Here is a 21466-nt window from a genome sequence, read left to right on the forward strand (position 1 = left end):
GACGGCCGGGCCACGCCTGCCCCACAGAGCCGCCCTGCCCAAACCATTCGAGAGCGCGCCCAGCAAGCACGGCCCTTCCCCGGCAGTGCGCCGCAAGGCGCCCTGCCACGCCGTCCGAGAAGGCGTCCAGCGAGCGCGTCCGCCGTCCTGCCCGCCCTCCACCCCGTCCCGGACACCGACGGCGCAGTGCACCGCGATCTCCTCCGGAGGCAGCCACACCGCTTCGGCGCTCTCGCTGTCCTTTTGGCAGGGCGCCGCAGGGTCGCCCGCCCAACCCGTCCCGGGAGGGTGGGCTCGGCCCTTTGGCCGGGGCTGTGGTTCATGCGTTCTGGGACGTTTCGCGGCGGCCGGTCAGGCGCCGCGTTACGCGCCAGGTGGGCCAGAGGGCGCCTGCCACGAGGGAGACGACGGCGACCGGGGCCAGGAAGGCGAAGCGCAGGCCGATGGAGGCGTGCACGTCCACGCTCGGGGCGCCATCGAGGCGCAGGACGGCGACGGACCATGCACCGTGGGTCTTGTCCCAGGTCAGAGTGCGTGGTCCGACACCTGAGGAAGACGCGACCCAGAACGTCTGGCGGGTCGGATCCGCGACGGGACCGGCCCCCGGGACGCGCCGGAAGTGCGCCCGGAGGGGGTTCAGCTCAGCCGAGACGAAGTCGTCGTAGGTGGCGCCTCGGAGGAACGCCTCGACCTCGTCCTTGGGCCCGACGCCCACGAAGACCGGGACGTTCGGATCGACGGCCTCGACCTTGATGCGCACACGCGCCCACTCACCGATGTCCGGATTCGGGTCGGCGGCGTGCGCGGAGGACGAGCCGACGTCGATCTCGTCGGTCTTGAACGCCACGGCCGAGGTGGTGAACCGGTGCCGGCCGGTGGAGAAGTAGCCATCGGTGTCCGCCTGCATTGTGGCGAGGATCCCGGCGGCCGCGCCAAGAAGGAGCAGCAGGGCCGAAGCGATCCAGGCACCCACGCGAGCCGCCGTGGCGGCTGGTCCGATTTTATTTAGCATGACCGTGCGACGAACGGGACCCGCCCATCGGCCTCAAAGGATCAAGACCGGATCCGGCCAGGTCGGAAGAAACGTCGCCGCCCGCCCTCACCGTTCACAGCCTGAGCAGCCCCTGAGCAGCACAACGGGCTTTCCCCCGTGTCCGCCCGAGCCCGCGCAGCGAGTGCGCTACCAAGCGTGTGGGGCGACGCCGGAGGCGAGCCCCGCACGCTTGGTAGCGAAGCGATGCCGCGCTCGCACGAGCTTCCGGGCCGCCAGGCGAGCCCGGCGGAGCCGGAGGCTCAATCAACACAGTGGGCGACGCCGGAGGCGAGCGCCGCAGGCTTGATCGCGAAGCGATGCCGCGCTCGCACGAGCTTCCGGGCCGCCGAGCGAACCGCCAGGCGAGCCCCGGCGGAGCCGGAGGCTCGATCAATGCAGCTCGATCAACTCCGGCGGCCCTTGAAGAGGGCGATGACGCCGCGGAGGGTGCGTTCGTCCAGGGAGCCGAAGGGGTTGTCGTGGACGAGGTAGGTCCAGGTGGCGGAGGGGCGCTGGAGGCCCGCACCGGCCAGGTCCAGGGTGCCGTCGTCGGCGATCTTGAGGTTCTCGAAGGCGGCGACGGCGGCGGTGACGGCGTCCGGGAGGAGGCGCCTGCCCGCTGGGACGGCCTCGCTGTTGAACTCGATGAGCGGGTCGAGGCCGCGGGCGAGGGAGCGCAGGTGGATGCCCTCGCGGACGTCGGTGAGGAAGGCGAGGTGGTCCGACCAGCGGCGGTCGAGGTGGAACAGGAGGAGCTGCCGGGCGGCCTGGGCGACCTCCTCCGCGCCGGCCGCCTCGACCAGCTCGGCGTGCCTGGCGGGGGTCTTGTCGGACATCGCCCGGTCGGCGGTGTCGCCGGTCAGGACGGCGTCGCGTTCGGCCAGGAGCTCGGCGCGCTGGAGGCCGATGAGGTGGTTGTAGCGCCAGGTGTTGCGGTGGAGCTCCAGGTCGACGCCCTCGGCGACGCGCTGGGCGTGGCCGACGATCCAGTGCGCGGCCTTCGCGTCGATCCCGCCGTCGTCGCCGGTCTCGCCCTTGTACTCCTCGTCGGGGGCGTACCGGGTGACCAGGTCGTCCTGGAGGCTGGTGAAGAACACCGACGCGCCCGGGTCGCCCTGGCGTCCGGAGCGTCCGCGGAGCTGGCCGTCCAGGCGGCTGCTGTGGTAGCGGCCGGTGCCGATCACCAGCAGGCCGCCCGCCTCGACGACCTCGTCGTGCGTCCCGGCGGCGGGGTCGTCCAACGGGGCGGTGCCGGGGGTCTTCTCCACCGTGGGGCCGCCGAGCCGGATGTCGGTGCCGCGCCCGGCGATCTGGGTGGACACCGTGATCGCGCCCGGCGCGCCCGCCCGCGCGATGATCGCGGCCTCCTCGGCGTCGTTCTTGGCGTTCAGCACCACCGGCTCGAAACCGGCGCGGGCCAGGCGGCGCGCCAGCCGCTCGGACTCGGCGACGTCGCCGGTGCCGACCAGGACGGGACGCCCGCCCGCGTGCGCGGCGGCGATCTCCTCGATGACCGCGACCTCCTTGTCGGCGGACGTGGCGTACAGCCGGTCGGGACGGTCGTCGCGGACGCACGGGCGGTTCGGCGGGACGACCGTGACGTCCAGGGCGTAGAACTCGCGCAGCTGCCCGGCGACGGCCATGGCGGTGCCGGTCATGCCGCACCGCACCGGGTACCGGCCGATCAGCTCCTGCACGGTGACCGAGTCGAGGATCTCGCCGCTCGGCGACGCGTCCAGGGCCTCCTTGGCCTCGACGGCCGCCTGCAGGCCGTCCGGCCAGCGCTGGAGCAGCGCGACCCGGCCGCGCGACTCGTTGATCAGCTTCACCGCGCCGTCCCGGACGATGTAGTCGACGTCGCGCTGGAGCAGCACCTCGGCGTGCAGGGCGACGTTCACGGCGGTGAGGACGGCCAGGTTGTCGGCCCCGTACAGGTCGATGCCGCCGAGCGCCCGCTCGACCTCGCGCGCGCCCGCGGACGTCAGCTGGACGTTGCGGGCCTCGGTGTCGGTGCCGTAGTCGCGGCCGGGCCGCAGCCGCCGCACCAGGTCGGCGTAGGACGGGTCGGCCCCGGCGGTGTCGGCGGCCCCGGCGAGGACGAGCGGCACCATCGCCTCGTCCACCAGCACCGAGTCGGCCTCGTCGATCAGGGCGACCTCGGGCTCGGGCAGCACCCGGTCGTCCGCCGAGGTCGCCATACGGTCGCGCAGCAGGTCGAAGCCGATCTCGCTGACCGGCGCGTAGGTGACGTCCGCGGCGTAGGCGGCGCGGCGCTCGTCCGGCGTGGAGGTCTGCCCGACCCACCCCACCGACACGCCGAGCAGCTCGTACAGCGGGCCCATCCACTCGGCGTCGCGGCGGGCGAGGTAGTCGTTCACCGACATCACGTGGACGCGCCGTCCGCGCAGCGCGTACCCGGCGGCGGCGATCGCCCCGGCGAGCGTCTTGCCCTCGCCCGTGGCCATCTCGGCGACCTGGCCGCGCAGCAGCGCCAGCGTCCCGACCAGCTGGACGTCGTACGGACGCTCCCCCAGCGTCCGCCGCGCCGCTTCCCGGCCGAGCGCGCACAGCTCCGCGAGGTCGATGTCCGCGGCGGCCTTCTTGGAGGCCCCGCCCTCGGCCGGCTTGGACGGCGAGCGCTTGGCATCCCCCTCCCGCCCACCGCGTTCGGCGGCGGGAAGGCGGAGGGCCTTGGCGGCCGCGGTCAGCTCAGCGTCGCTGAGCGCGCGGACGCGCCGTTCGCGCTCCCCGGCCCCGGCGACCACGTCACGCAGCGGCGCGAGGTCGGCGCTGCCAGGTTTCTGCACCAGCCTCTTCAACCGGTCCCGCAGCGCCATGGCATCCCCCCGAAGTCGGTCACGTGTCTCCAACGGCCCCGTCCCCGGGTCCGTTCCCCATCATGATCCACCCTCGACCTAGGCTGAAGGTCTGACCGGCGTTTCATCCCGTGGGTGGATCCGATTCGGGCTTCCAGGTGACAGCATTGCCGTATATGGGGTTGCGGTGGCTCTGGGGATGCGGGGTCGCCGCGGAACGGGGGTCAGCATGACACCGACGGCACGGTATGCCGCCGCGCAACGGCGGAGGCGGCACGTGATCAATCAGGTCGTCCTCGAGCGCGCGTTGCGCGATCCGCGCAGGCACGAGGAGCCAGAGCCACAGCCCGCGAGCAAATAGGAGCCCTCCTCCCACGCAGGCGCCGCCGCACCCCTCCGCGGCGGCGCCTGCCTTTGCCCGTGCCGACACCGTCCGCCCGTGCTGACACCGTCCGCCCGTGCTGACACCGTCCGTTCGTGCTGACACCGTCCGCCCGCGCCAACGCTTTCCGCCCGTGCTGATGCTTTTCGCCTGTGCCGCCGGGGGGCGGACGGCGGCGGATCAGCTGGAGAAGACCTCGTCGCGGGCCTTCTCCAGGGCGGCGTAGAGGGCGCCCCGCAGGACGGGGTTGCCGTCGATCTCGGTGACGGTCACGGCGGGACGGGTCGGGCTCAGGCGTCCGACGGCGCGTTCGATGCGCTCGGCCAGCGGTCGTCCGCCCGCGCGTCCGAGGTCGCCCGAGAGCACGACCAGGCCCGGGTCGAGGACGATGTTGACCGAGGTCACGCCGTAGGAGATGCGGACGGCCAGCTCGTCCAGGAAGTCGCCGCCGCGGGCCTCGTCGGCGGCGGCCGCGCGGACGCACTCGACGGCGGTGGGCTCGGTGATGCCGTGCCGGTGGGCCAGGTCGCGGACGGCGTCCGCGCCGACCAGTGAGCCGTAGCCGCCGGCGAGGGCGGGGATGCCCCAGGACGTCGACTCGGTGACGCCCTCCTCGCCGTCCATGGGGGCGCGGCGGGCGGTGCCGAGGGCCAGCGGCGCGCCGGGGACGGGCAGGTAGCCGATCTCGCCCGCGCCGCCGAACCGGCCGCGGATCAGGCGTCCGCCGAGCATGACCGACAGGCCGATGCCGCGGTCGAGCCACATGAGGGCGAAGTCCTCGTGCTCGCGGGCTCCGCCGTAGGCGCGTTCGGCGAGGGCGGCGAGGTTGACGTCGTTCTCGATGACGACCGGGCGGCGCAGGTCGTGGCGGAGGGCCGAGAGGACGCCCTCGTGCCAGTGCGGCAGGTCGAAGGCGAACTGGACGTCGCCGGTCTCGGGGTCGACGACGCCGGGCGTCCCTATCACCAGGACGGTCAGCTTCTTCAGCGCGACGCGGGCGGACCGGGCGGCCTTCACCACGGCGTTGTGGACGGACTTGACCGGATCGCCGCCGTTGTTCGGGTCGACGGTAACCTGGGCCGCGATACTCCCGGTGATGTCGGCGACGCCCGCCGTGACACCCTCCGGGCCGACCGACAGGCCCGCGACGTAGGCGGCCCCGGCCACGACGGAGTAGAGGGCGGCGTTGGGTCCGCGTCCGCCCGCCTGCTCCCCCACGACCTCGACGAGCCCGCGCTCCTCCAGCCGGGCCAGCAGCTGGGAGGCGGTGACCTTGGACAACCCCGTGTGCGCGCCGATCTGGGCGCGGGTCAGCGGACCGCGCGCGACCAGCAGGTCCAGGGCGGCCCGGTCGTTCAGCTCGCGCAGCAGGCGCGGCGTCCCGGGGCGGCTCTCCATGCTCGTGTCGTCCCCTCGAAGTCTCAATCCGCTAACGGGCGGTTTTGTTTAGGAAAGTTTCTTGTTAGTTTACGCGCAAGCGTCCCACCGCCCCAGGCGAACGGAGCAGGACGCGAGCGTTGCACCGACTCGCGGACCACCCCCCGCGGCCGGTGCGCGGAACACCGGGCATGGCTGGACCCTAAACGGTCCGGCACCGGTTTCCCGCATCGCGCCGTGAAGTCCCGCCCGCGAGGGGCGGCCGGAAGAAGGAGAACCCCTTGAAGATCGCGAAAATCGCGGCCGTGAGCGCCGCACTGGCGATCGGGCTGACCGCCTGTGGCGGCGGCGGCGACAAGAAGGACAAGGACTCGGGAGCCGAGCCCGCGAAGCTGACCGCCTGGTTCATGGGCGCGGCCAACAAGGAGGAGGACGGCGTCCTCGCCCAGGCCAAGGCCGACTTCCAGCAGAAGCACCCCAAGACCCAGGTCGAGGTCGTCTACGTCCCGTGGCCGGACGCGACCAAGAAGCTCCAGGACGCGCTGAACACCGGCCAGGGCCCGGACGTCGTCGAGATCGGCAACGACCAGGCCGTGACCTGGGCCGGGCAGAGCGCGCTCGCCGACATCACCGAGAACGTGAACGGCTGGTCGGAGGGCAAGGACCTGGTCAAGGGCTCCCTGGACCTCGGCCAGCTGGACGGCAAGACCTACGCCGTGCCGTGGTACGCCGGCGTCCGGGTCGTCTGGTACCGCAAGGACCTGTTCCAGAAGGACGGCGTCCAGGTCCCCAAGACCTGGGACGAGCTGAAGGCCGCCGCCAAGACGATCCAGGACAAGGAGGGCGGCAAGGTCGACGGCATCGCCGCCCCGTCCGACTTCACCAACGGGTTCGCCAGCTTCCTGTTCGGCGCGGGCGGCGACATCGCCGCCAAGGAGAACGGCAAGTGGGCCGGCAAGCTCGACACCCCCGAGGCCAAGAAGGCCGTCGAGTTCTACACCGGCCTGGTCAAGGACGGCGTCGCCCCCAAGAAGTACATCGGGGTGAACGAACTGGCCGGTCCGCAGAAGGACTTCGCCAACGGCAGGCTCGGCATGTACATCGACGGCGCCTGGACGCTGCCGCAGATCGAGAAGATCAGCGCGAAGCACACCAAGGAGATGGGCGCGTTCACCATCCCGACGCCGACCGGGCAGGTCGGCCCGGCGTTCTCGGGCGGCTCGCACCTGGCGGTCTGGCGTGACTCCAAGGCCAAGGGCGTCGCGTTCGACTACCTGGCCTCGGTGGCCGGCAAGAAGAACGCCAAGGCGTTCGCCGACCAGCTGAAGTTCTTCCCGCAGTTCACCGACCTGCTGAAGGACGACTCCTACGCCAAGGACCCGATCCAGGGCCCGGCCTCGCAGCAGATGGCCAACGTCAAGGGCGCGCCGAAGACCCCGAACTGGACCGAGGCGGACCAGAACAAGAAGATCATCCCCACCCTCCTCAAGGAGGTCATGAACGGGGGCTCGATCGACTCCGCGATCGCCAAGGCCAACAAGGACATGACCGACACGCTCAACCAGAGCTGACCCGAGCCAGGCGGGCCGGGACCGCTGCCCGGCCCGCCGCCGACGTCCCGGCCGGCGACGCGTCCGCACACGCGTCGCCGGCCGGGGCCTCCAGCTCTTTGTGGACCGGGCCCCAGAGCCCGCCCGCGACCAGTTCCCCCGCCCGCAGAGTCCCCGAGGGATAGGCCAGCCCCATGGCGAACACCGCCTCCACGGCGAACACGGCGGCCCCGCGCGCTCCCGGCAAGGCCGCCGAGCAGCCCGGTGCGCGCGGCGAGCCCGGCGCCCCGCGCGCGCGCCGCCGTCGCCCCGTCCGGTTCCGGCCGGGCCCGTACCTGCTGATCGCGCCGACCGTCGCGACCATCGCGGTGCTCATCCTCTACCCGATCGGCCAGCTCGTCTGGATGTCGTTCCACAAGATCGGCACCCGCGAGGTCCGCGGCCTCGACCCGGCCGAGAACGTCGGGTTCAAGAACTTCAGCACGGTCCTCAAGGACGACTTCTTCTGGAAGGTCTTCCTCAACACCGTGCTGTCGGCCGCCGCGATGGTCGTCCTCACGATGATCTTCGGCACCCTGGTCGGGCTGCTGCTGAACCGGCTCGGCAAGAAGATGTCGCTGCTGGTGTCGACCGGCGCGCTGCTCGCGTGGGCGACCCCGGCGATCTCGTCCGCGATCGTCTACAAGTGGCTGTTCACGCCCGGCGGCGGCCTGGTCCCCTGGTTCCTGGACCTGCTGCCGGACTGGCTCGTCGGCGGCGGCTGGAACGACTACAACTGGTTCTCCGAGCCGCTGACCACCTACGTGGTGCTGGTCCTCTGCGTCGTCTGGCAGTCGTTCCCGTTCATCGCGGTGTCCGTCCTCGCCGGGCTGAAGAGCGTGCCCAGCGAGCTGTACGAGGCCGCGCGGGTGGACGGCTCGTCCGCCTGGACGACGTTCTGGCAGATCACCTTCCCGCTGCTGAAGCCGGTGTTCCTGGTGCTCACCGTGCTGTCGATCATCTGGGACTTCAAGGTGTTCACCCAGCTGTACTTCCTGTCCGGCGGCACCGCCAACCGGGACTCGTTCAACCTCGCCATGTACGCCTACTCCGAGGCCGTGGCGTTCCCGGCCAAGTACGGGCTGGGCGGCGCGATCGCGCTGGTCCTCACCGCCATCCTGCTGGTCTTCACCGGCTTCTACGTGCGGGTCATGGTCAAGCAGGGGGAGGTCGCGTGAGCGCGACGGGCTCGGGCGGGCGCGGCACGCGCATCGCCCTGAACACCGCGGGGGTCCTGGTCTTCCTGTTCGCCGTCTTCCCCGTCTTCTGGATGGTGTCGTCGGCGTTCAAGACCGACGAGGACATCAACTCCGAGACGCCGCTGCCGGTGCCGGTGCACTGGACGCTGCACCACTTCAAGGCCGTGATCAACGGCCAGGGCCTGGAGTACGGCCTGTTCCACTTCTTCCTGAACAGCCTGATCGTCGCGGTCGTCACGGTCGTGGCGGGGAGCGTGGTGTCGGTCCTGGCCGCCTACGCGGTCGCCCGCACCCGGTTCCGGGGACGGGTCGCGTTCCTGCTGATGCTGATCGTCGTGCAGATGGTGCCGCTGGAGGCGCTGATGCTGCCGCTGATGCTGAACGCGCAGCGGCTGCACCTGCTGAACAGCCTGGCCGGCGTGATCATCGTGTACGTCGGGTCGATGCTGGCGTTCTCCGTGCTGATGCTGCGCGGGTTCGTCGCGGCCGTCCCGAAGGACCTGGAGGACGCCGCGTCCATCGACGGCGCGTCCCAGTTCACCACCTTCTGGCGGATCACCTTCCCGCTGGTCGCGCCCGGCCTGGTCGCCACCAGCATCTTCTCCTTCGTGAACGCGTGGAACGAGTTCGTCATCGCCTTCGCGTTCCTGAAGGACCAGGACAAGTACATGCTGCCGCTGACGCTGTCCTACAGCTTCGGACGGACGCAGGTGGAGTGGGGCTCGATCATGGCGTCCTCCACCCTGTTCACCATCCCGGTGATGGTCTTCTTCCTGATCGTGCAACGCCGGATGGTGTCCGGCCTGGTAGCGGGGGCGGTCAAGGGATGAGCATGGGAAACGACGAGGTCGGACGGCTCGCCCGGAGCGCCCTGCTGCCGTCCTTCGACGGCGCCACGGCACCCCGCTGGGTCCTGGACGAGCTGGAGCGCGGCCTCGGCGGCGTGACGCTGTTCGCGCTGAACGGGAACGTCCCCGGCACGGAGGAGCTGGCGGCGCTGACCGCCCGGATGCGCGACGCCGGGACGCCCCTGGTGACCATCGACGAGGAGGGCGGCGACGTCACCCGCCTCGGCGGGCACAAGGAGGCCAGCCCGTACCCGGGGAACGCGGCGCTCGGCGCCGTGGACGACGTGGCGCTGACCCGCCGCGTCTACCGGTCGCTCGGCGCGGAGCTGGGCGCGGTCGGCGTGAACCTGAACTTCGCGCCGTCGGTGGACGTCAACACCGCCGCCGACAACCCGGTGATCGGCACCCGCTCGTTCGGGCCCGACCCGGAGCTGGTGGCGCGGCACGCGGCGGCGGCCGTCGCGGGCATCCAGGAGGCGGGGGTCGCGGCCTGCGCGAAGCACTTCCCCGGTCACGGGGCCACCGTGGAGGACTCGCACCTGGGCGTGCCCGTCGTCGACGCCGACCTGGAGCTGCTGGACCGGCGCGAGCTGGTGCCGTTCCGGGCGGCGATCGAGGCCGGGACCCGGGCGGTGATGACGGCGCATCTCGACCTGCCGAAGATCACCGCCGGGGTCCCGGCGACCCTCTCGCACGCCGTGATCACCGGGCTGCTCCGCGAGCACCTGGGGTACCGGGGCGTGATCGTGACGGACGCGCTGGACATGAAGGGCGCGAGCGGCGCGATCGGCATCCCGGAGGCGGCCGTCCGGGCCCTGCTCGCGGGCGCCGACCTGCTCTGCCTCGGCCCGCGCGAGCACCACGGGTCGCTGCTGGCCGTGCTGGCCGCGATCGAGGGCGCGGTCGCGTCCGGACGGCTGCCGATCGAGCGGCTCGCGGACGCCGCCGCCCGCACCGGCGCGCTGAAGGACTGGCTGGACGGGAACGCTCCCGTCGCGGTGGACCGGGCCGCCGGCCTGGACGCCGCGCGCCGCGCCGTGCGGATCACCGGCGACCTGCCCGTCTTCCCCGCCGCGCCGCTGGTGGTGGAGCTGGCCTCGGACGGCAACATCGCGGTCGGCCCGACGCCGTGGGGCCTGTCCCCGTGGGCCGCCGACGCCGTCCGGGCCGAGGGGACCCTGGACGAGGCGGCCGACGTGCTGGAACGTGCCACCGGACGCGGCCTGGTCGTGGTCCTGCGGGACGCGCACCGGCACGCCGGGCAGCGCGTGCTGGCGTCCGCGCTGCTGGCGGCCCGTCCGGACGCGGTGCTGGTCGAGATGGGCCTGCCGGTGTGGCGGCCGGAGGGCGCGGTCCACGTCGCGACCTACGGCGCGGCGCAGGCCAACGCCCGCGCGGCGGCCGAGGTCCTCGGCCTCGCGAACTGAATCCGTAAGCGAGGTCTTACACGCCGGGGTCCCGCGAGGCGGGATCCCGGGCCGAGACCCTCGTGTGCCGGGGCCCTCGTGAACTGAGGCCCCGTGGACCGAGTGGGGTGGCAAGAGGGGCGGGCGTCGTGATCCGGCGTCCGCCCTTCTCCCTGTTCCCCCTGGTACGCGAGCCGGTCCAGGGACGAATGGGGGGCGAAAGCCCAACCAGTCCTATCGGCAAGGGATAATACGTTCATGCGATTGTCCGCCCGGGTCGACTACGCGTTGCGAGCCGCCGCGGAGCTGGCGGTGGCGGCGGGGAACCACCCCGTGACCGCCGTCCAGCTCGCGGAAGCGCAGCAGATCCCTCCCAAGTTCCTCGAGAACATCCTCGGCCAGCTGCGCCGGTCGGGCCTGGTGCGCAGCCAGCGCGGGCCCGAGGGCGGCTATTGGCTGGCGCGTCCGGCCGACCAGATCGCCCTGGCCGACCTGATCCGCGCCATCGACGGCCCGCTGCTCGGCGTCCGGGGCGAACGCCCCGAGCACGTCGGCTACGAGGGCCCGGCGGCGTCGCTCCAGGACGTCTGGATCGCGCTGCGGGCCAGCGAGCGCGCCATCCTGGAGCAGGTGACGCTGGCGCACATCGCGTCCGGTGACCTGCCCGAGCAGGTCCGCAAGCTCACCGAGGATCCGGCCGCCTGGGAGAGCCCCTCCCTGATCTAGGCCATGCCCGAGGGCGACACGATCTTCCTGGCCGCCCGGCGACTGCGCGACGCGCTCGCCGGGCGGCCTCTCACGCTCTCGGACTTCCGCGTCCCCCGCTACGCCACGCTCGACCTGCGCGGGCGGACGGTCGACGACGTGGTGCCGCGCGGCAAGCACCTGCTGACCAGGGTCGAGGGCGGGCTGACCGTCCACACGCACCTGAGGATGGACGGCGAGTGGCGGATCCGCCCGGCCGGGGCGCCTCCGCGCGACCACCGGGTGCGGCTGGTGCTGGCGAACGCCGAGTGGATGGCGGCGGGGTACTCGCTCGGCATCGTCGAGGTCCTGCGGACGGACGAGGAGGACCGCGCGGTCGGCGGTCTCGGCCCCGACCTCCTGGGCCCGGACTGGGACGCCGCCGAGGCCGTCCGGCGCCTCGCCCGCGATCCCGGCCGCGCCGTCGGCGAGGCCCTTCTCGACCAGACCCTGCTCGCGGGGATCGGCAACGTCTACAAGTCCGAGATCCTGTTCCTGCGCGGCGTGCACCCGTGGACGCCGGTCGGGGCCGTCCGCGATCCGGACGGGATGGTCGTCCTGGCCCGGCGGCTGCTCGAGGCCAACAGGCTGCGGCACGGCCACGTCACGACCGGCGACCTGCGGCCCGGACGGCGCAACTGGGTGTACGGCCGGGCGGGGCGTCCCTGCCTGCGCTGCGGCACCCGGATCCGGCGCGCCGATCAGGGCCCGGACGCCGGCGAGCGGGTCACCTTCTGGTGTCCCCGCTGCCAGCCCGAGCCCTGATCATCCGCGTCTAGACCGTCGCCGCGGCCTGCCCGTCGGGAACCGCGGGGCTCTCGGTGCGGCCGAGCAGGGCCGTCCCGACGACCATGGCGACCGCGCCGAGGCCCACGATGAGCGCCGCGATCAGCAGCGTGGACGACAGGCCGAGCACGCCGGTCACCGCGCCGAAGGCGAAGGGGGCGATCGCCGCGCCGGTGAACAGGCCGAGCTGGACCTGGCCGCCCGCCCGGGCCCCGTCGCCGGGCAGCACCCGCAGCACGGCCGCGAACATCAGGCCCGTCCAGCCCCAGCCGCCCGCGACGGTCAGCACCGCGCCGACGACGAAGCAGACCGGGTTCCCGGCGGCGGTGATCAGCAGGCCGATCCCACCCGCGAGCATCATGCCCGCGACGATCGCGGGGTTGCGGCGCGGCGCCCGGTCGGCGGCCATGCCCGCGACGAGCCGGACGGCGACGGCGAGCAGGCCCGCGACCGACTGCATGATCCCGGCGAGCCCGGTGGACATGCCCGAGTGCGTCCCGATCTGGATGAAGTACGAGGCCATGGCGTTGGAGCCGATCGTGGCGAGCGCCGCGCCGACCGTCCAGAAGACGAGCACCGCACCGATCCCGCGAACCGGCGCCGCGGCGGGCTTGCCGGCGGGCGCGGCGCCGCCCGGACGGGAGGTGTTCTCGGTCTCCGGGGCGCGGACCAGCGGGGTCACGGCGAGACCGAGCACCGGGCAGACCAGCGCGACCCAGAGCGCGGCGCGCCAGCCGTGCGGCCCGGCGACCAGGCCCGCGAGCAGGCCGGGCAGCAGGGGGCTCACGCCGAGCGCCGCGCTGACCAGCCCGGACGCCAGGGACAGCCGGTTCGCCGGGACGCGGCCCGCGATGAACCGCCCCGCGACCGGCTGGGTGAGCGCGTTGCCGGCGCCCGCGACGGCCAGCGCCGCGCCGAGCACGGCCGCGTTCGGGGCCAGCGCCGCGAGGACGAGCCCGACCGCGGCCAGGACGTTGACCAGCGCGAGCACCGTCGTCACCGGCAGTTTCGCGACGACGCGGCGGGCGAGCGGCGCGCCGAGGGCGCTCACCGCGAAGAAGCCGCTCAGGACGAGGCCGAACACGGTCCCGGAGACCGGAAGCCCGTGCTCGACGGGGGTGGCGAGCGCCGCGACGCCGAAGACCGGCGTCATCGCGGCGACGATGCTGAGGACGACGGCGGCCAAGCCCTTCCAAGTGTTCATACCGGGATGATCCGCCAGGCCGACGCCCCGCCGCCAAGACCCATGGTGATGCCCGATCGGCATGACCGTTCAGGCATCACCACTCAGACCGAAGGATTACCCCTTCCGGTCGCCCATCCACCACCGAGCCGGGCATTACCGTTCCAGCATGGACGTTTCGACGCGCTCGCTACGGTACTTCGTCGCCGTGGCGGAAGAGCTGCACTTCACCCGCGCGGCGGAGCGGCTGTACGTGGCGCAGCCCGCGCTCTCCAAGGCCGTCCGGCGGCTGGAGGAGGAGCTGGGCGAGGCGCTGTTCGTCCGCAGCCGGCACTCGGTGGCGCTGACCGAAGCCGGCCGTTCCCTGCTGCCGGTCGCCCGCACCGCCGTCGAGGCCCTGGACGACTGGGAGCGGCAGGCCCGGGCCGATCGGGACGCCGCCGCCCGGATGCTGCAGATCGGCTACCACACCGCGGTCTCTCCGGCGCTGCTGCACGACGTCACCGAGCGGTTCGCCGCGCTCCGCCCCGATCTGCGGGTCGAGCTGCGGCTGAACGACTGGAACGACCCGGCGGGCACCGTCCTGTCCGGGCGCGACCGCGCGGCGCTCCTGCGCCTCCCCGTCCCAGGGGCGAACCTGCTGGACCACGAGGTCCTCCTCCGGGAAGGACGCTGCGTCGCCCTGCCGGAGGGGCACCGGCTGGCCGAACGCGCGTCCGTCCGCCTCGCCGACCTGCGGGACGAGACGTTCGTGGCGCTGCCCGCGTCCTCCGGGCCGTTGCGCCAGTACTGGCTGGCCCTGGACGGCCTCGGAACGCTGCCGAAGATCGGCGCGGAGGTGCACAACTCCGAGGACTACTTCCTCGCCATCCAGTCCGGACACGGGATCGCGATGCTCGCGGAGATGTCGGCGCGCGTCTACCAGCGTCCGGGCGTCGTCTACCGGCCCGTCGAGGACGCGCCGGAGAGCGAACTCGCCGTCGTCTGGCCGCGCGGCGACACCGACCCGGTGCTGCGCGACTTCGTCCGCGCCTGCCTGGAGGCGTCCGAGAACCACTGAGCGCCCGGCGCCTACTGGTCGGCCGCCCCTGACCGGGCGTCCGAGACCCGGGCGGTGAGCCGTGCCCCGATGCCGTCCAGGATGACCGCGAGGCCCTGGTGGAAGCTCTCGTCCACCAGCATCTCCAGGTACGGCCCGTCGTGCTCGGGCGGCGGGGCGTCGCGGGACTCCAGCCAGGCCATGTCCGGGACGGCGTCGAGGAAGTCCGGCGCGATCTCCTCCAGCGCGGCGGCGCGGGCGTTCCACCACTCCTCGTCCGCGACGCCGGTCGTCCGGGCCGCCTGGCGCGCCTCGTTCACCGCGCGCACCGCGCCCTCCACATACCGGACGAGGACGGGCACGGTCGCGCGCGCCTCGTCCGGCCGCAGCCCCGCCCGGCGCAGGACCCCGGCCAGCGCGTTGTACGCGAGGTACTCGTTCGGCCCCAGGACGGGACGGGCCTGCGACACCTGCGACACCCACGGATGCCGCAGATGGAAGGCGCGCGTGGCCTCGGCCCAGGCGGCCAGCGCGTCCCGCCACCCGTCCTGCGGGAAGGACACGGGCAGCTCGCCGAGGACCTGGTCGTACATCAGGTCGAGCAGCTCGGCCTTGCCCTGGACGTAGGTGTAGAGCGCCATCGCGGTCCGGCCGAGCCGCTCCCCCACCAGCCGCATCGACAGCGCCACCGTGCCGACCTCGTCGGCGACCGCGACCGCCGCGTCCACCACGGCGTCCACCGACAGGGCGGGTTTCGGGCCGGGCGTGCCCGGCCTGGACGCCGGGGGCCGCGCCGTCCCGCGCCAGAGCAGCTCCATCGAGCGGCGCGGGTCACCCTGTCCCACGAAGACGGCCATACCCGGACTCCTTATGGCATAAGCTAATCGATCGGATCTCTTTATGCCCTAAAGATACCAATGGGAGGACGCCCATGACCCGGCACACCGCCGACAGCCACGACGTCATCGAGGTCCGCGGGGCGCGCGAGAACAACCTCGCGGACGTGTCGCTCGACCTGCCCAAGCGCCGCCTCACGGTGTTCACCGGGGTCTCGGGCTCGGGCAAGTCCTCGCTGGTCTTCGGCACGATCGCGGCCGAGTCGCAGCGGCTCATCAACGAGACCTACACGGCGTTCGTCCAGTCGTTCATGCCCAACGTCCCCCGCCCGGACGTGGACGGCCTGCGCAACCTGTCCGCCGCGATCGTCGTGGACCAGGAGCGGATGGGCGCGAACGCGCGCTCCACGGTCGGCACCGCCACCGACGCGTCCGCCATGCTCCGGATCGTGTTCAGCCGCCTCGGCGAACCGCACGTCGGGACGTCCAGCGCGTTCAGCTTCAACACCGCCGAGGGCATGTGCCCGCGCTGCGAGGGCCTCGGCAAGGTCTCCGACATCGACGTCGACCAGCTCATCGACCGGGACAAGTCGCTCAACGAGGGCGCCATCACCGTCCCGACCTTCGCCGTCGACTCCTGGTACTGGAAGAACTTCGCCGAGTCCGGCTTCGTCGACCCGGACGTCAAGCTGCGCGACTTCACCCCACAGCAGTGGGACGACCTCATGCACAAGCCCGCCACGAAGATCAAGCTCAACGGGCTGAACACCAACTACGAGGGCCTGGTCGTGAAGGTCCGGCGGCTCTTCCTGTCCAAGGACAAGGAGGCCACGCAGCCGCACATCCGCGCGTTCGTCGAGCGGGCCGTCACCTTCACCGCCTGCCCCGACTGCGGCGGCACGCGGCTGAACTCGGCGGCGCTCTCGTCCAAGATCGACGGTATGAGCATCGCGGACTGCTCGGCCCTGCAGATCAGCGACCTCGCCGCGTTCGTCCGCAAGCTGGACGAGCCGTCCGTCGCGCCGCTGCTCATCACCCTGCGCGAGACGCTGGAATCGCTGGTCGAGGTCGGGCTCGGCTACCTCAGCCTGGACCGCGGGTCCGGCAGCCTGTCCGGCGGCGAGGCCCAGCGCGTCAAGATGGTCCGCCACCTCGGCTCGTCACTCACCGACGTCACCTACATCTTCGACGAGCCGACGGTCGGCCTGCACCCGCACGACATCCGCCGCATGAACGACCTGCTGCTGCGGCTCCGCGACAAGGGCAACACCGTCCTGGTCGTCGAGCACAAGCCCGAGACCATCGAGATCGCCGACCACGTCGTCGACCTCGGCCCCGGCGCGGGCACGGCGGGCGGCCGCATCTGCTTCACCGGCGACCTCGCGGGCCTCCGCGCGTCCGGCACCCTCACCGGACGCCACCTGGACCACCGCGTCCGGCTCCGCGAGACCGTCCGCACGCCGACCGGACACGCGTCCATCACGAACGCGACCCGGCACAACCTCAGGAACGTCAGCGTGGACGTCCCGCTCGGCGTCCTCACCGTCGTGACGGGCGTCGCCGGATCCGGGAAGAGCTCGCTGATCCACGGCTACCTGGCCCGGCGCGACGGCGTCGTCTCCGTCGACCAGTCGCCGATCCGCGGCTCGCGGCGGTCCAACCCGGCGACCTACACCGGCCTCCTCGACCCGATCCGGACGGCGTTCGCCAAGGCCAACGGCGTGAAGCCCGCCCTCTTCTCGGCGAACTCCGAAGGCGCCTGCCCCAACTGCAAGGGCCTCGGACTCGTCTACACCGACCTCGCGATGATGGCCGGAGTCGCGACGCCCTGCGAGGAGTGCGAAGGCCGCCGCTTCACTCCCGAGGTGCTCGAATACACCCTCGACGGCCGGAACATCAGCGAGGTCCTCGCCATGTCCGTGGACGAGGCGCGCGGCTTCTTCACCAGAGGCCAGGCCAGGACGATCCTCGGCCGCCTCGGCGACGTCGGCCTGGGCTACCTCGGCCTCGGACAGCCGCTCACCACGCTCTCCGGAGGCGAGCGGCAGCGGCTCAAGCTCGCGATCCACATGGCGGAGAAGGCCTCGACCTACGTCCTGGACGAGCCGACCACCGGCCTCCACCTCGCCGACGTCGACCAGCTCCTCGCCCTCCTGGACCGGCTCGTCGACGCCGGGAACTCGGTGGTCGTCATCGAGCACCACCAGGCCGTGATGGCCCACGCCGACTGGATCATCGACCTCGGCCCCGGCGCCGGGTCGGACGGCGGGGAGGTCGTCTTCACCGGCACGCCCGCCGACCTCGTCGCGCACGGCGACACGCTCACCGCCGTCCACCTGCGGGAATACGTCGCCTGATCCCCGCACCGCGATGCGAGGCGGCGATGCCCGGATGCGACAGTGGAGGCATGAGCGGTACCGATGATCCGGCCGGTGACCTGGGCGTGACCGGCAGGATCGACCGGCTGGCGGACGATCTGACCGCGCTCGGCAGGATCGCCGACCAGCGCTGGCGGACGGCGCTGCACGCCGTGCCCCGGCACCGGTTCGTCCCGCCGGCCGCCTGGGCGGTGCCGGACCGGCCCGGCGGGACCGGCTTCCGCGTCGACCGCGACGCCGACCCCGCCGCCTGGTGGGACGCGGTGTACGCCGACACCGCGATCGCGATACAGGTGGACGAGGGCGCGGGCGACCCGGCGGCGCCCACCGCGCCCTGGACGTCGTCCTGCTCGGCACCCGGCGTCGTGTTCACGTTCCTGGAGGCGCTGCGCCCGCTGAACCACCACCGCGTCCTGGAGATCGGCACCGGCACCGGCTGGACGGCGGGCCTGCTCACCTCGCGCCTCGGGCCGGGCCTGGTGACGTCCGTGGAGATCGACGAGGCGCTCGCCGCCGGCGCCGCCCGCAACCTCGCCTCGCTGGGCCTCTCGCCCCGCCTGGTCGTCGGCGACGGGGCGGAGGGCGACCCGTCCGGCGCGCCCTACGACCGCGTCCATGTCACCTGCGGCGTCGACCGGGTGCCGCCCGCGTGGGCCGCGCAGACCCGGCCGGGCGGCATGATCGTCCTGCCCTGGTCGCCGGGCTGGGGCATCGGGCACCTCGCCGTCCTCACGGTCACCACGGACGGCGCCGCGCTCGGACGGCTCGCCGGTCCGGCCGGGTTCATGATGCTCCGCTCCCAGCGCCGCCCGGACGGCCCGCCCCGGGCGTCCGCCACCGGCCCGAAGGCCGTCGCGTCCGTCACCCGCACCGACCCGCGCGGCCTGCTCGGAGCGTCCCCCGGCGCGGAGGTCGTGATCGCCGCGCTCGTCCCCGACGTCCGGGCGCACGCCGAGATCGCCGTGGACGGCTCGTGCCGCTTCTGGGCCGTCGAGAACCGCGCCGACGACCCCTCATGGGCGTCCGTGGAGTTCCTTCCGGGCCACGACGACTACCCCGTCCAGCAGTTCGGCGACCGCCGCCTATGGGACGAGGTCGAAACCGCCTACCAGCACTGGATCGCCTGGGGCCGCCCCAATCGCGACCGCTTCGGCCTCACCGCCGCACCATCCGGCCAGCAGATCTGGCTGGATCGCCCCGACCAGCCCCTGACCCTCTGACAGGCTCACGCGCACGCGGTAGTGATACCGCCCAACCACCGGGAGAGCACAGAACCCCGTCCCGGGCATCCGGGGCGGGGTTCGGCACGACGATTTCGTCAGGGATTCGTCAGGCGTCAGGACTGCGCCTGGAACATCCAGTGCTGCTTCTCGAGATCGGCGGTGATGCCGATGAGGAGGTCCTGGGTGACCGGGTCGGGCTCGCCGGTCGCCGCGATGCGCTCGCGGAACCGGCCGATGATCTCGAACAGCGTGTCGGTCACGGCGAGGACGACCTTGTCGTCGGCCAGGTAGCCGGGCTCGAGCTGCTGGATCTCGGTGCGCTGGGCGACGGTGCCGGACCGGCCGTCCGGGTTCACGCCGATCGCGACCGCGCGCTCGGCGACGTCGTCCTGCGCCTGCCGGGCCAGGTCGACGATCTCGTCCAGGTGCTCGTGGACCACCTTGAAGCGCGGCCCGACCAGGTTCCAGTGCGCCTGCTTGGCGTACAGGGAGAGGTCGACGAGGTCGACCAGCGCGCCCTGCAGGGCCGTGCCGGTCACCTTCTGAGCCGCCTCGGAAAGGGGGCTCTTCACCGCTGCCATTCTGAGCTCCTTCCGCGTCGTACGTCCGATGATCGTTACAACACGGAAACCCGCCCCGAAATGCCATCTCGTGACCGTGACCCGGCGCACACCCCGGGGCCGGAAGGGGCGTGGGCACAGGTGATCGCGGCGGGGCGACCGCGGGGGCGGTCGCCGTTCCGGACCGCCGTCAGGCGGCCACCATGTCGGCCCGGAACTCGCCCGCGATCTCCTCCGGCGAATCCGGCACCGTGTCGGTGCTGATCCGCTCATGCTGCGGCGGCGGGCCGGCCATGACCGGCTCGTGCTGGAGTTCGGCCAGCGCCAGCTGGTCGGCCACCTCACGCAGAACGTGGCTCAGCGGCACCCCGAGGGCCTTGCAGATCGAGGACAGCAGCTCGGAGGACGCCTCCTTCTGCCCACGCTCCACCTCGGACAGGTAGCCCAGCGACACCCGGGCGGCCGCCGACACCTCGCGGAGGGTGCGCCCCTGGCGCAGCCGCAGCGCCCGCAGGACGTCACCGAGCAGGCTGCGAAGCAGGACCATCGTCTCGCTCCCTCCCTCAGTTCGGACCATCTGCCGGTTCCACCGTACCCGCCCGGAGCACGGGCGTGGCAGACCGTCGATTTCGTGTTCGCTCGGAACGTAACGCTGTAATCAGCCCGACTCTTCCCGATCATTCCGAGCGTCCCCGGACACGGGCTCCGCGTCAAGTCCGAGCAGGACGCGTCGCAGCAGGTCAAGGGCGTGGACGACGGTCATGCGGCGCAGCGCGGCCCGGCTCTCGTCACCCGGGCCGGGCACGGGGAGTCGCGGCCTGGTGACACTGAACGTTTTTCCGGGTCCGGCCACCGACACATAGACCGTTCCCACCGGACGGCCATCCTGGGGTTCCGGTCCGGCCACACCGGTCACCGCGACGCCGTACGAGGCCCCCAGCCGATCACGGACGCCCTCGGCCATCTGCCGGGCCACGTCCGGATGGACGGCCCCCTCCGCGGCCAGCAGCGCCTCGTCCACGCCGAGCAGCCGGTGCTTCAACTCGGTCTCGTAGGTGACCACACCGCCCAGATAGGTCGCGGACGATCCGGGCATCTTGGTCAGTTCCGCACCGATCAGCCCGCCCGTCAGCGACTCGGCCGTCGCGACCGTCGCGCCGCGCTCGGCCAGCAGCCGGTGGACGACCCGGTCGAGCGGCTCGCCGTCCATGCCGTAGACCGCGTCGCCGAGCAGCTCGCGCACGCGCGCCTCGGCCTTCTCCAGCAGCTCGGACGGCTTCTCCCCCGCCGCCGTGACGCGCACCCGCACCTCGGACGGGTCGGGCAGGTAGGCGAGCGTCACGCCCGGCATGGCCTCGACCGGGGCGAGCCGCTCGGCGACGACCGACTCCCACAGCCCGGCCGTGCGCAGCGTGCGGCGGGCGACCGCGGGCAGGCCCGCCCGCTCGGCCAGCTCCGGCAGGACCACGTCGTCCATGATCGTGTGCATCTCGAACGGCACGCCGGGCAGCGCGTACACCGGACCGCCCGGCAGCTCGACCCGCAGGCCCGGCGCGCTGCCCGCCGAGTTCGCCAGCGGGAGGGCGCCCTCGGGGAGGTCGGCCATGCGCAGCGCCATCGGCAGGAGCGTGCGCCCGGCCGCCGCCACCCGCTCGCGCAGCCGCCGCTCCAGCTCCGCATCGCGGATGATCTTCACACCGGCGGCCTGCGCCAGCGCCTCGCGGGTCAGGTCGTCCGACGTCGGGCCGAGGCCGCCGGTGGTGATCACCGCGTCCGCGCGCCCCAGGCCCTCCTCGACCGCCTGGACGATCTCGTCCAGCACGTCGCCCACCACGACGCTGCGGGTGAGGTCCACGCCGCGCTCGGCGAGCCTCTGGCCCAGCCAGGCGGCGTTGCCGTTGATGGTGTCGCCGAGCAGCAGCTCGTCCCCGACCGTTACCAGTTCCACTCGCAGCACGGCCCGTCCCCTTCCGTCTGCTGAGCAACCTACCTTCCGGCGCCGACAGTCTCCACGCCGCGGAGAACGCCGCTCACGCCCGCCCACACGCCGCTCAGAGCGCCCAGCAC

17 protein-coding genes are annotated in these 21466 nt (G+C 72.7%); 9 read left to right on the forward strand and 8 right to left on the reverse strand.

Annotated elements, in window-relative coordinates; genetic code table 11:
- Positions 1 to 319 precede the first annotated feature (319 nt).
- From AB0L06_RS15670 to AB0L06_RS15680, 3 genes are all read right to left on the reverse strand, one after another.
- Complete coding sequence (locus tag AB0L06_RS15670; protein ID WP_500231678.1) at positions 320 to 973, reverse strand: hypothetical protein; 654 nt, start codon at positions 971 to 973, stop codon at positions 320 to 322.
- 464 nt (positions 974 to 1437) lie between these two features.
- A complete protein-coding gene (gene secA2 / locus AB0L06_RS15675) occupies positions 1438 to 3870 on the reverse strand; it encodes an accessory Sec system translocase SecA2 (protein WP_500231679.1) in 2433 nt (810 codons plus the stop codon).
- Positions 3871 to 4411: 541 nt separating this feature from the next.
- Positions 4412 to 5629 (reverse strand): ROK family transcriptional regulator, encoded by a 1218-nt coding sequence (locus tag AB0L06_RS15680; RefSeq protein WP_500231680.1) that lies wholly within the window; start codon positions 5627 to 5629, stop codon positions 4412 to 4414.
- Positions 5630 to 5889: 260 nt separating this feature from the next.
- Here AB0L06_RS15680 and AB0L06_RS15685 point away from each other — a divergent pair, with 260 nt between their 5' ends.
- The 6 genes from AB0L06_RS15685 (at position 5890) to AB0L06_RS15710 (ending at position 12159) form a co-directional block, all read left to right on the forward strand.
- Positions 5890 to 7179 carry an extracellular solute-binding protein gene (locus AB0L06_RS15685; protein ID WP_500231681.1) on the forward strand — a complete coding sequence of 430 codons (1290 nt, stop codon included), beginning with the start codon at positions 5890 to 5892 and terminating at the stop codon, positions 7177 to 7179.
- A gap of 173 nt (positions 7180 to 7352) precedes the next feature.
- Positions 7353 to 8375 carry a carbohydrate ABC transporter permease gene (locus AB0L06_RS15690; protein WP_500231682.1) on the forward strand — a complete coding sequence of 341 codons (1023 nt, stop codon included), beginning with the start codon at positions 7353 to 7355 and terminating at the stop codon, positions 8373 to 8375.
- Entirely contained in the window at positions 8372 to 9226 is an 855-nt protein-coding gene (locus AB0L06_RS15695; protein WP_500231683.1) for a carbohydrate ABC transporter permease, read from the forward strand. The genes AB0L06_RS15690 and AB0L06_RS15695 overlap by 4 nt, the downstream gene beginning before the upstream one ends.
- Positions 9223 to 10671: a glycoside hydrolase family 3 protein gene (locus AB0L06_RS15700; protein ID WP_500231684.1), complete on the forward strand. Its 1449-nt coding sequence runs from the start codon at positions 9223 to 9225 to the stop codon at positions 10669 to 10671. The genes AB0L06_RS15695 and AB0L06_RS15700 overlap by 4 nt, the downstream gene beginning before the upstream one ends.
- A 237-nt stretch (positions 10672 to 10908) precedes the next feature.
- Positions 10909 to 11376 carry an RrF2 family transcriptional regulator gene (locus AB0L06_RS15705; RefSeq protein WP_500231685.1) on the forward strand — a complete coding sequence of 156 codons (468 nt, stop codon included), beginning with the start codon at positions 10909 to 10911 and terminating at the stop codon, positions 11374 to 11376.
- 3 nt (positions 11377 to 11379) lie between these two features.
- Positions 11380 to 12159: an Fpg/Nei family DNA glycosylase gene (locus tag AB0L06_RS15710; protein ID WP_500231686.1), complete on the forward strand. Its 780-nt coding sequence runs from the start codon at positions 11380 to 11382 to the stop codon at positions 12157 to 12159.
- Positions 12160 to 12169: 10 nt separating this feature from the next.
- Here AB0L06_RS15710 and AB0L06_RS15715 read toward each other — a convergent pair whose 3' ends face one another.
- Positions 12170 to 13384 carry an MFS transporter gene (locus AB0L06_RS15715; RefSeq protein ID WP_500231687.1) on the reverse strand — a complete coding sequence of 405 codons (1215 nt, stop codon included), beginning with the start codon at positions 13382 to 13384 and terminating at the stop codon, positions 12170 to 12172.
- Positions 13385 to 13532: 148 nt separating this feature from the next.
- Between AB0L06_RS15715 and AB0L06_RS15720 the strand changes: the two genes are divergently transcribed.
- Positions 13533 to 14423, forward strand: a complete 891-nt coding sequence (locus tag AB0L06_RS15720) for a LysR family transcriptional regulator (protein ID WP_500231688.1) — start codon at positions 13533 to 13535, stop codon at positions 14421 to 14423.
- 11 nt (positions 14424 to 14434) lie between these two features.
- Here AB0L06_RS15720 and AB0L06_RS15725 read toward each other — a convergent pair whose 3' ends face one another.
- The gene (locus AB0L06_RS15725; protein ID WP_500231689.1) at positions 14435 to 15259 is read right to left on the reverse strand and encodes a TetR/AcrR family transcriptional regulator C-terminal domain-containing protein; all 825 of its coding nucleotides are present in this window, start codon (positions 15257 to 15259) and stop codon (positions 14435 to 14437) included.
- A gap of 74 nt (positions 15260 to 15333) precedes the next feature.
- On the opposite strand from AB0L06_RS15725, the gene AB0L06_RS15730 reads away from it, so the two are divergent.
- Positions 15334 to 17595: an ATP-binding cassette domain-containing protein gene (locus tag AB0L06_RS15730; RefSeq protein ID WP_500231690.1), complete on the forward strand. Its 2262-nt coding sequence runs from the start codon at positions 15334 to 15336 to the stop codon at positions 17593 to 17595.
- A gap of 50 nt (positions 17596 to 17645) precedes the next feature.
- Positions 17646 to 18836 (forward strand): methyltransferase domain-containing protein, encoded by a 1191-nt coding sequence (locus AB0L06_RS15735; RefSeq protein ID WP_500231691.1) that lies wholly within the window; start codon positions 17646 to 17648, stop codon positions 18834 to 18836.
- Positions 18837 to 18952: 116 nt separating this feature from the next.
- Here the strand turns inward: AB0L06_RS15735 and AB0L06_RS15740 are convergent, their stop codons facing one another.
- From AB0L06_RS15740 to AB0L06_RS15750, 3 genes are all read right to left on the reverse strand, one after another.
- The gene (locus tag AB0L06_RS15740; protein ID WP_500231692.1) at positions 18953 to 19420 is read right to left on the reverse strand and encodes a Dps family protein; all 468 of its coding nucleotides are present in this window, start codon (positions 19418 to 19420) and stop codon (positions 18953 to 18955) included.
- A gap of 169 nt (positions 19421 to 19589) precedes the next feature.
- Complete coding sequence (locus AB0L06_RS15745) at positions 19590 to 19946, reverse strand: helix-turn-helix domain-containing protein (RefSeq protein WP_500231693.1); 357 nt, start codon at positions 19944 to 19946, stop codon at positions 19590 to 19592.
- Between the two features lie 111 nt (positions 19947 to 20057).
- Entirely contained in the window at positions 20058 to 21356 is a 1299-nt protein-coding gene (locus AB0L06_RS15750) for a CinA family nicotinamide mononucleotide deamidase-related protein (protein ID WP_500231694.1), read from the reverse strand.
- Positions 21357 to 21466 lie beyond the last annotated feature (110 nt).

Source organism: Spirillospora sp. NPDC052269 (genome assembly GCF_040679435.1).
Taxonomy (GTDB): domain Bacteria; phylum Actinomycetota; class Actinomycetes; order Streptosporangiales; family Streptosporangiaceae; genus Spirillospora.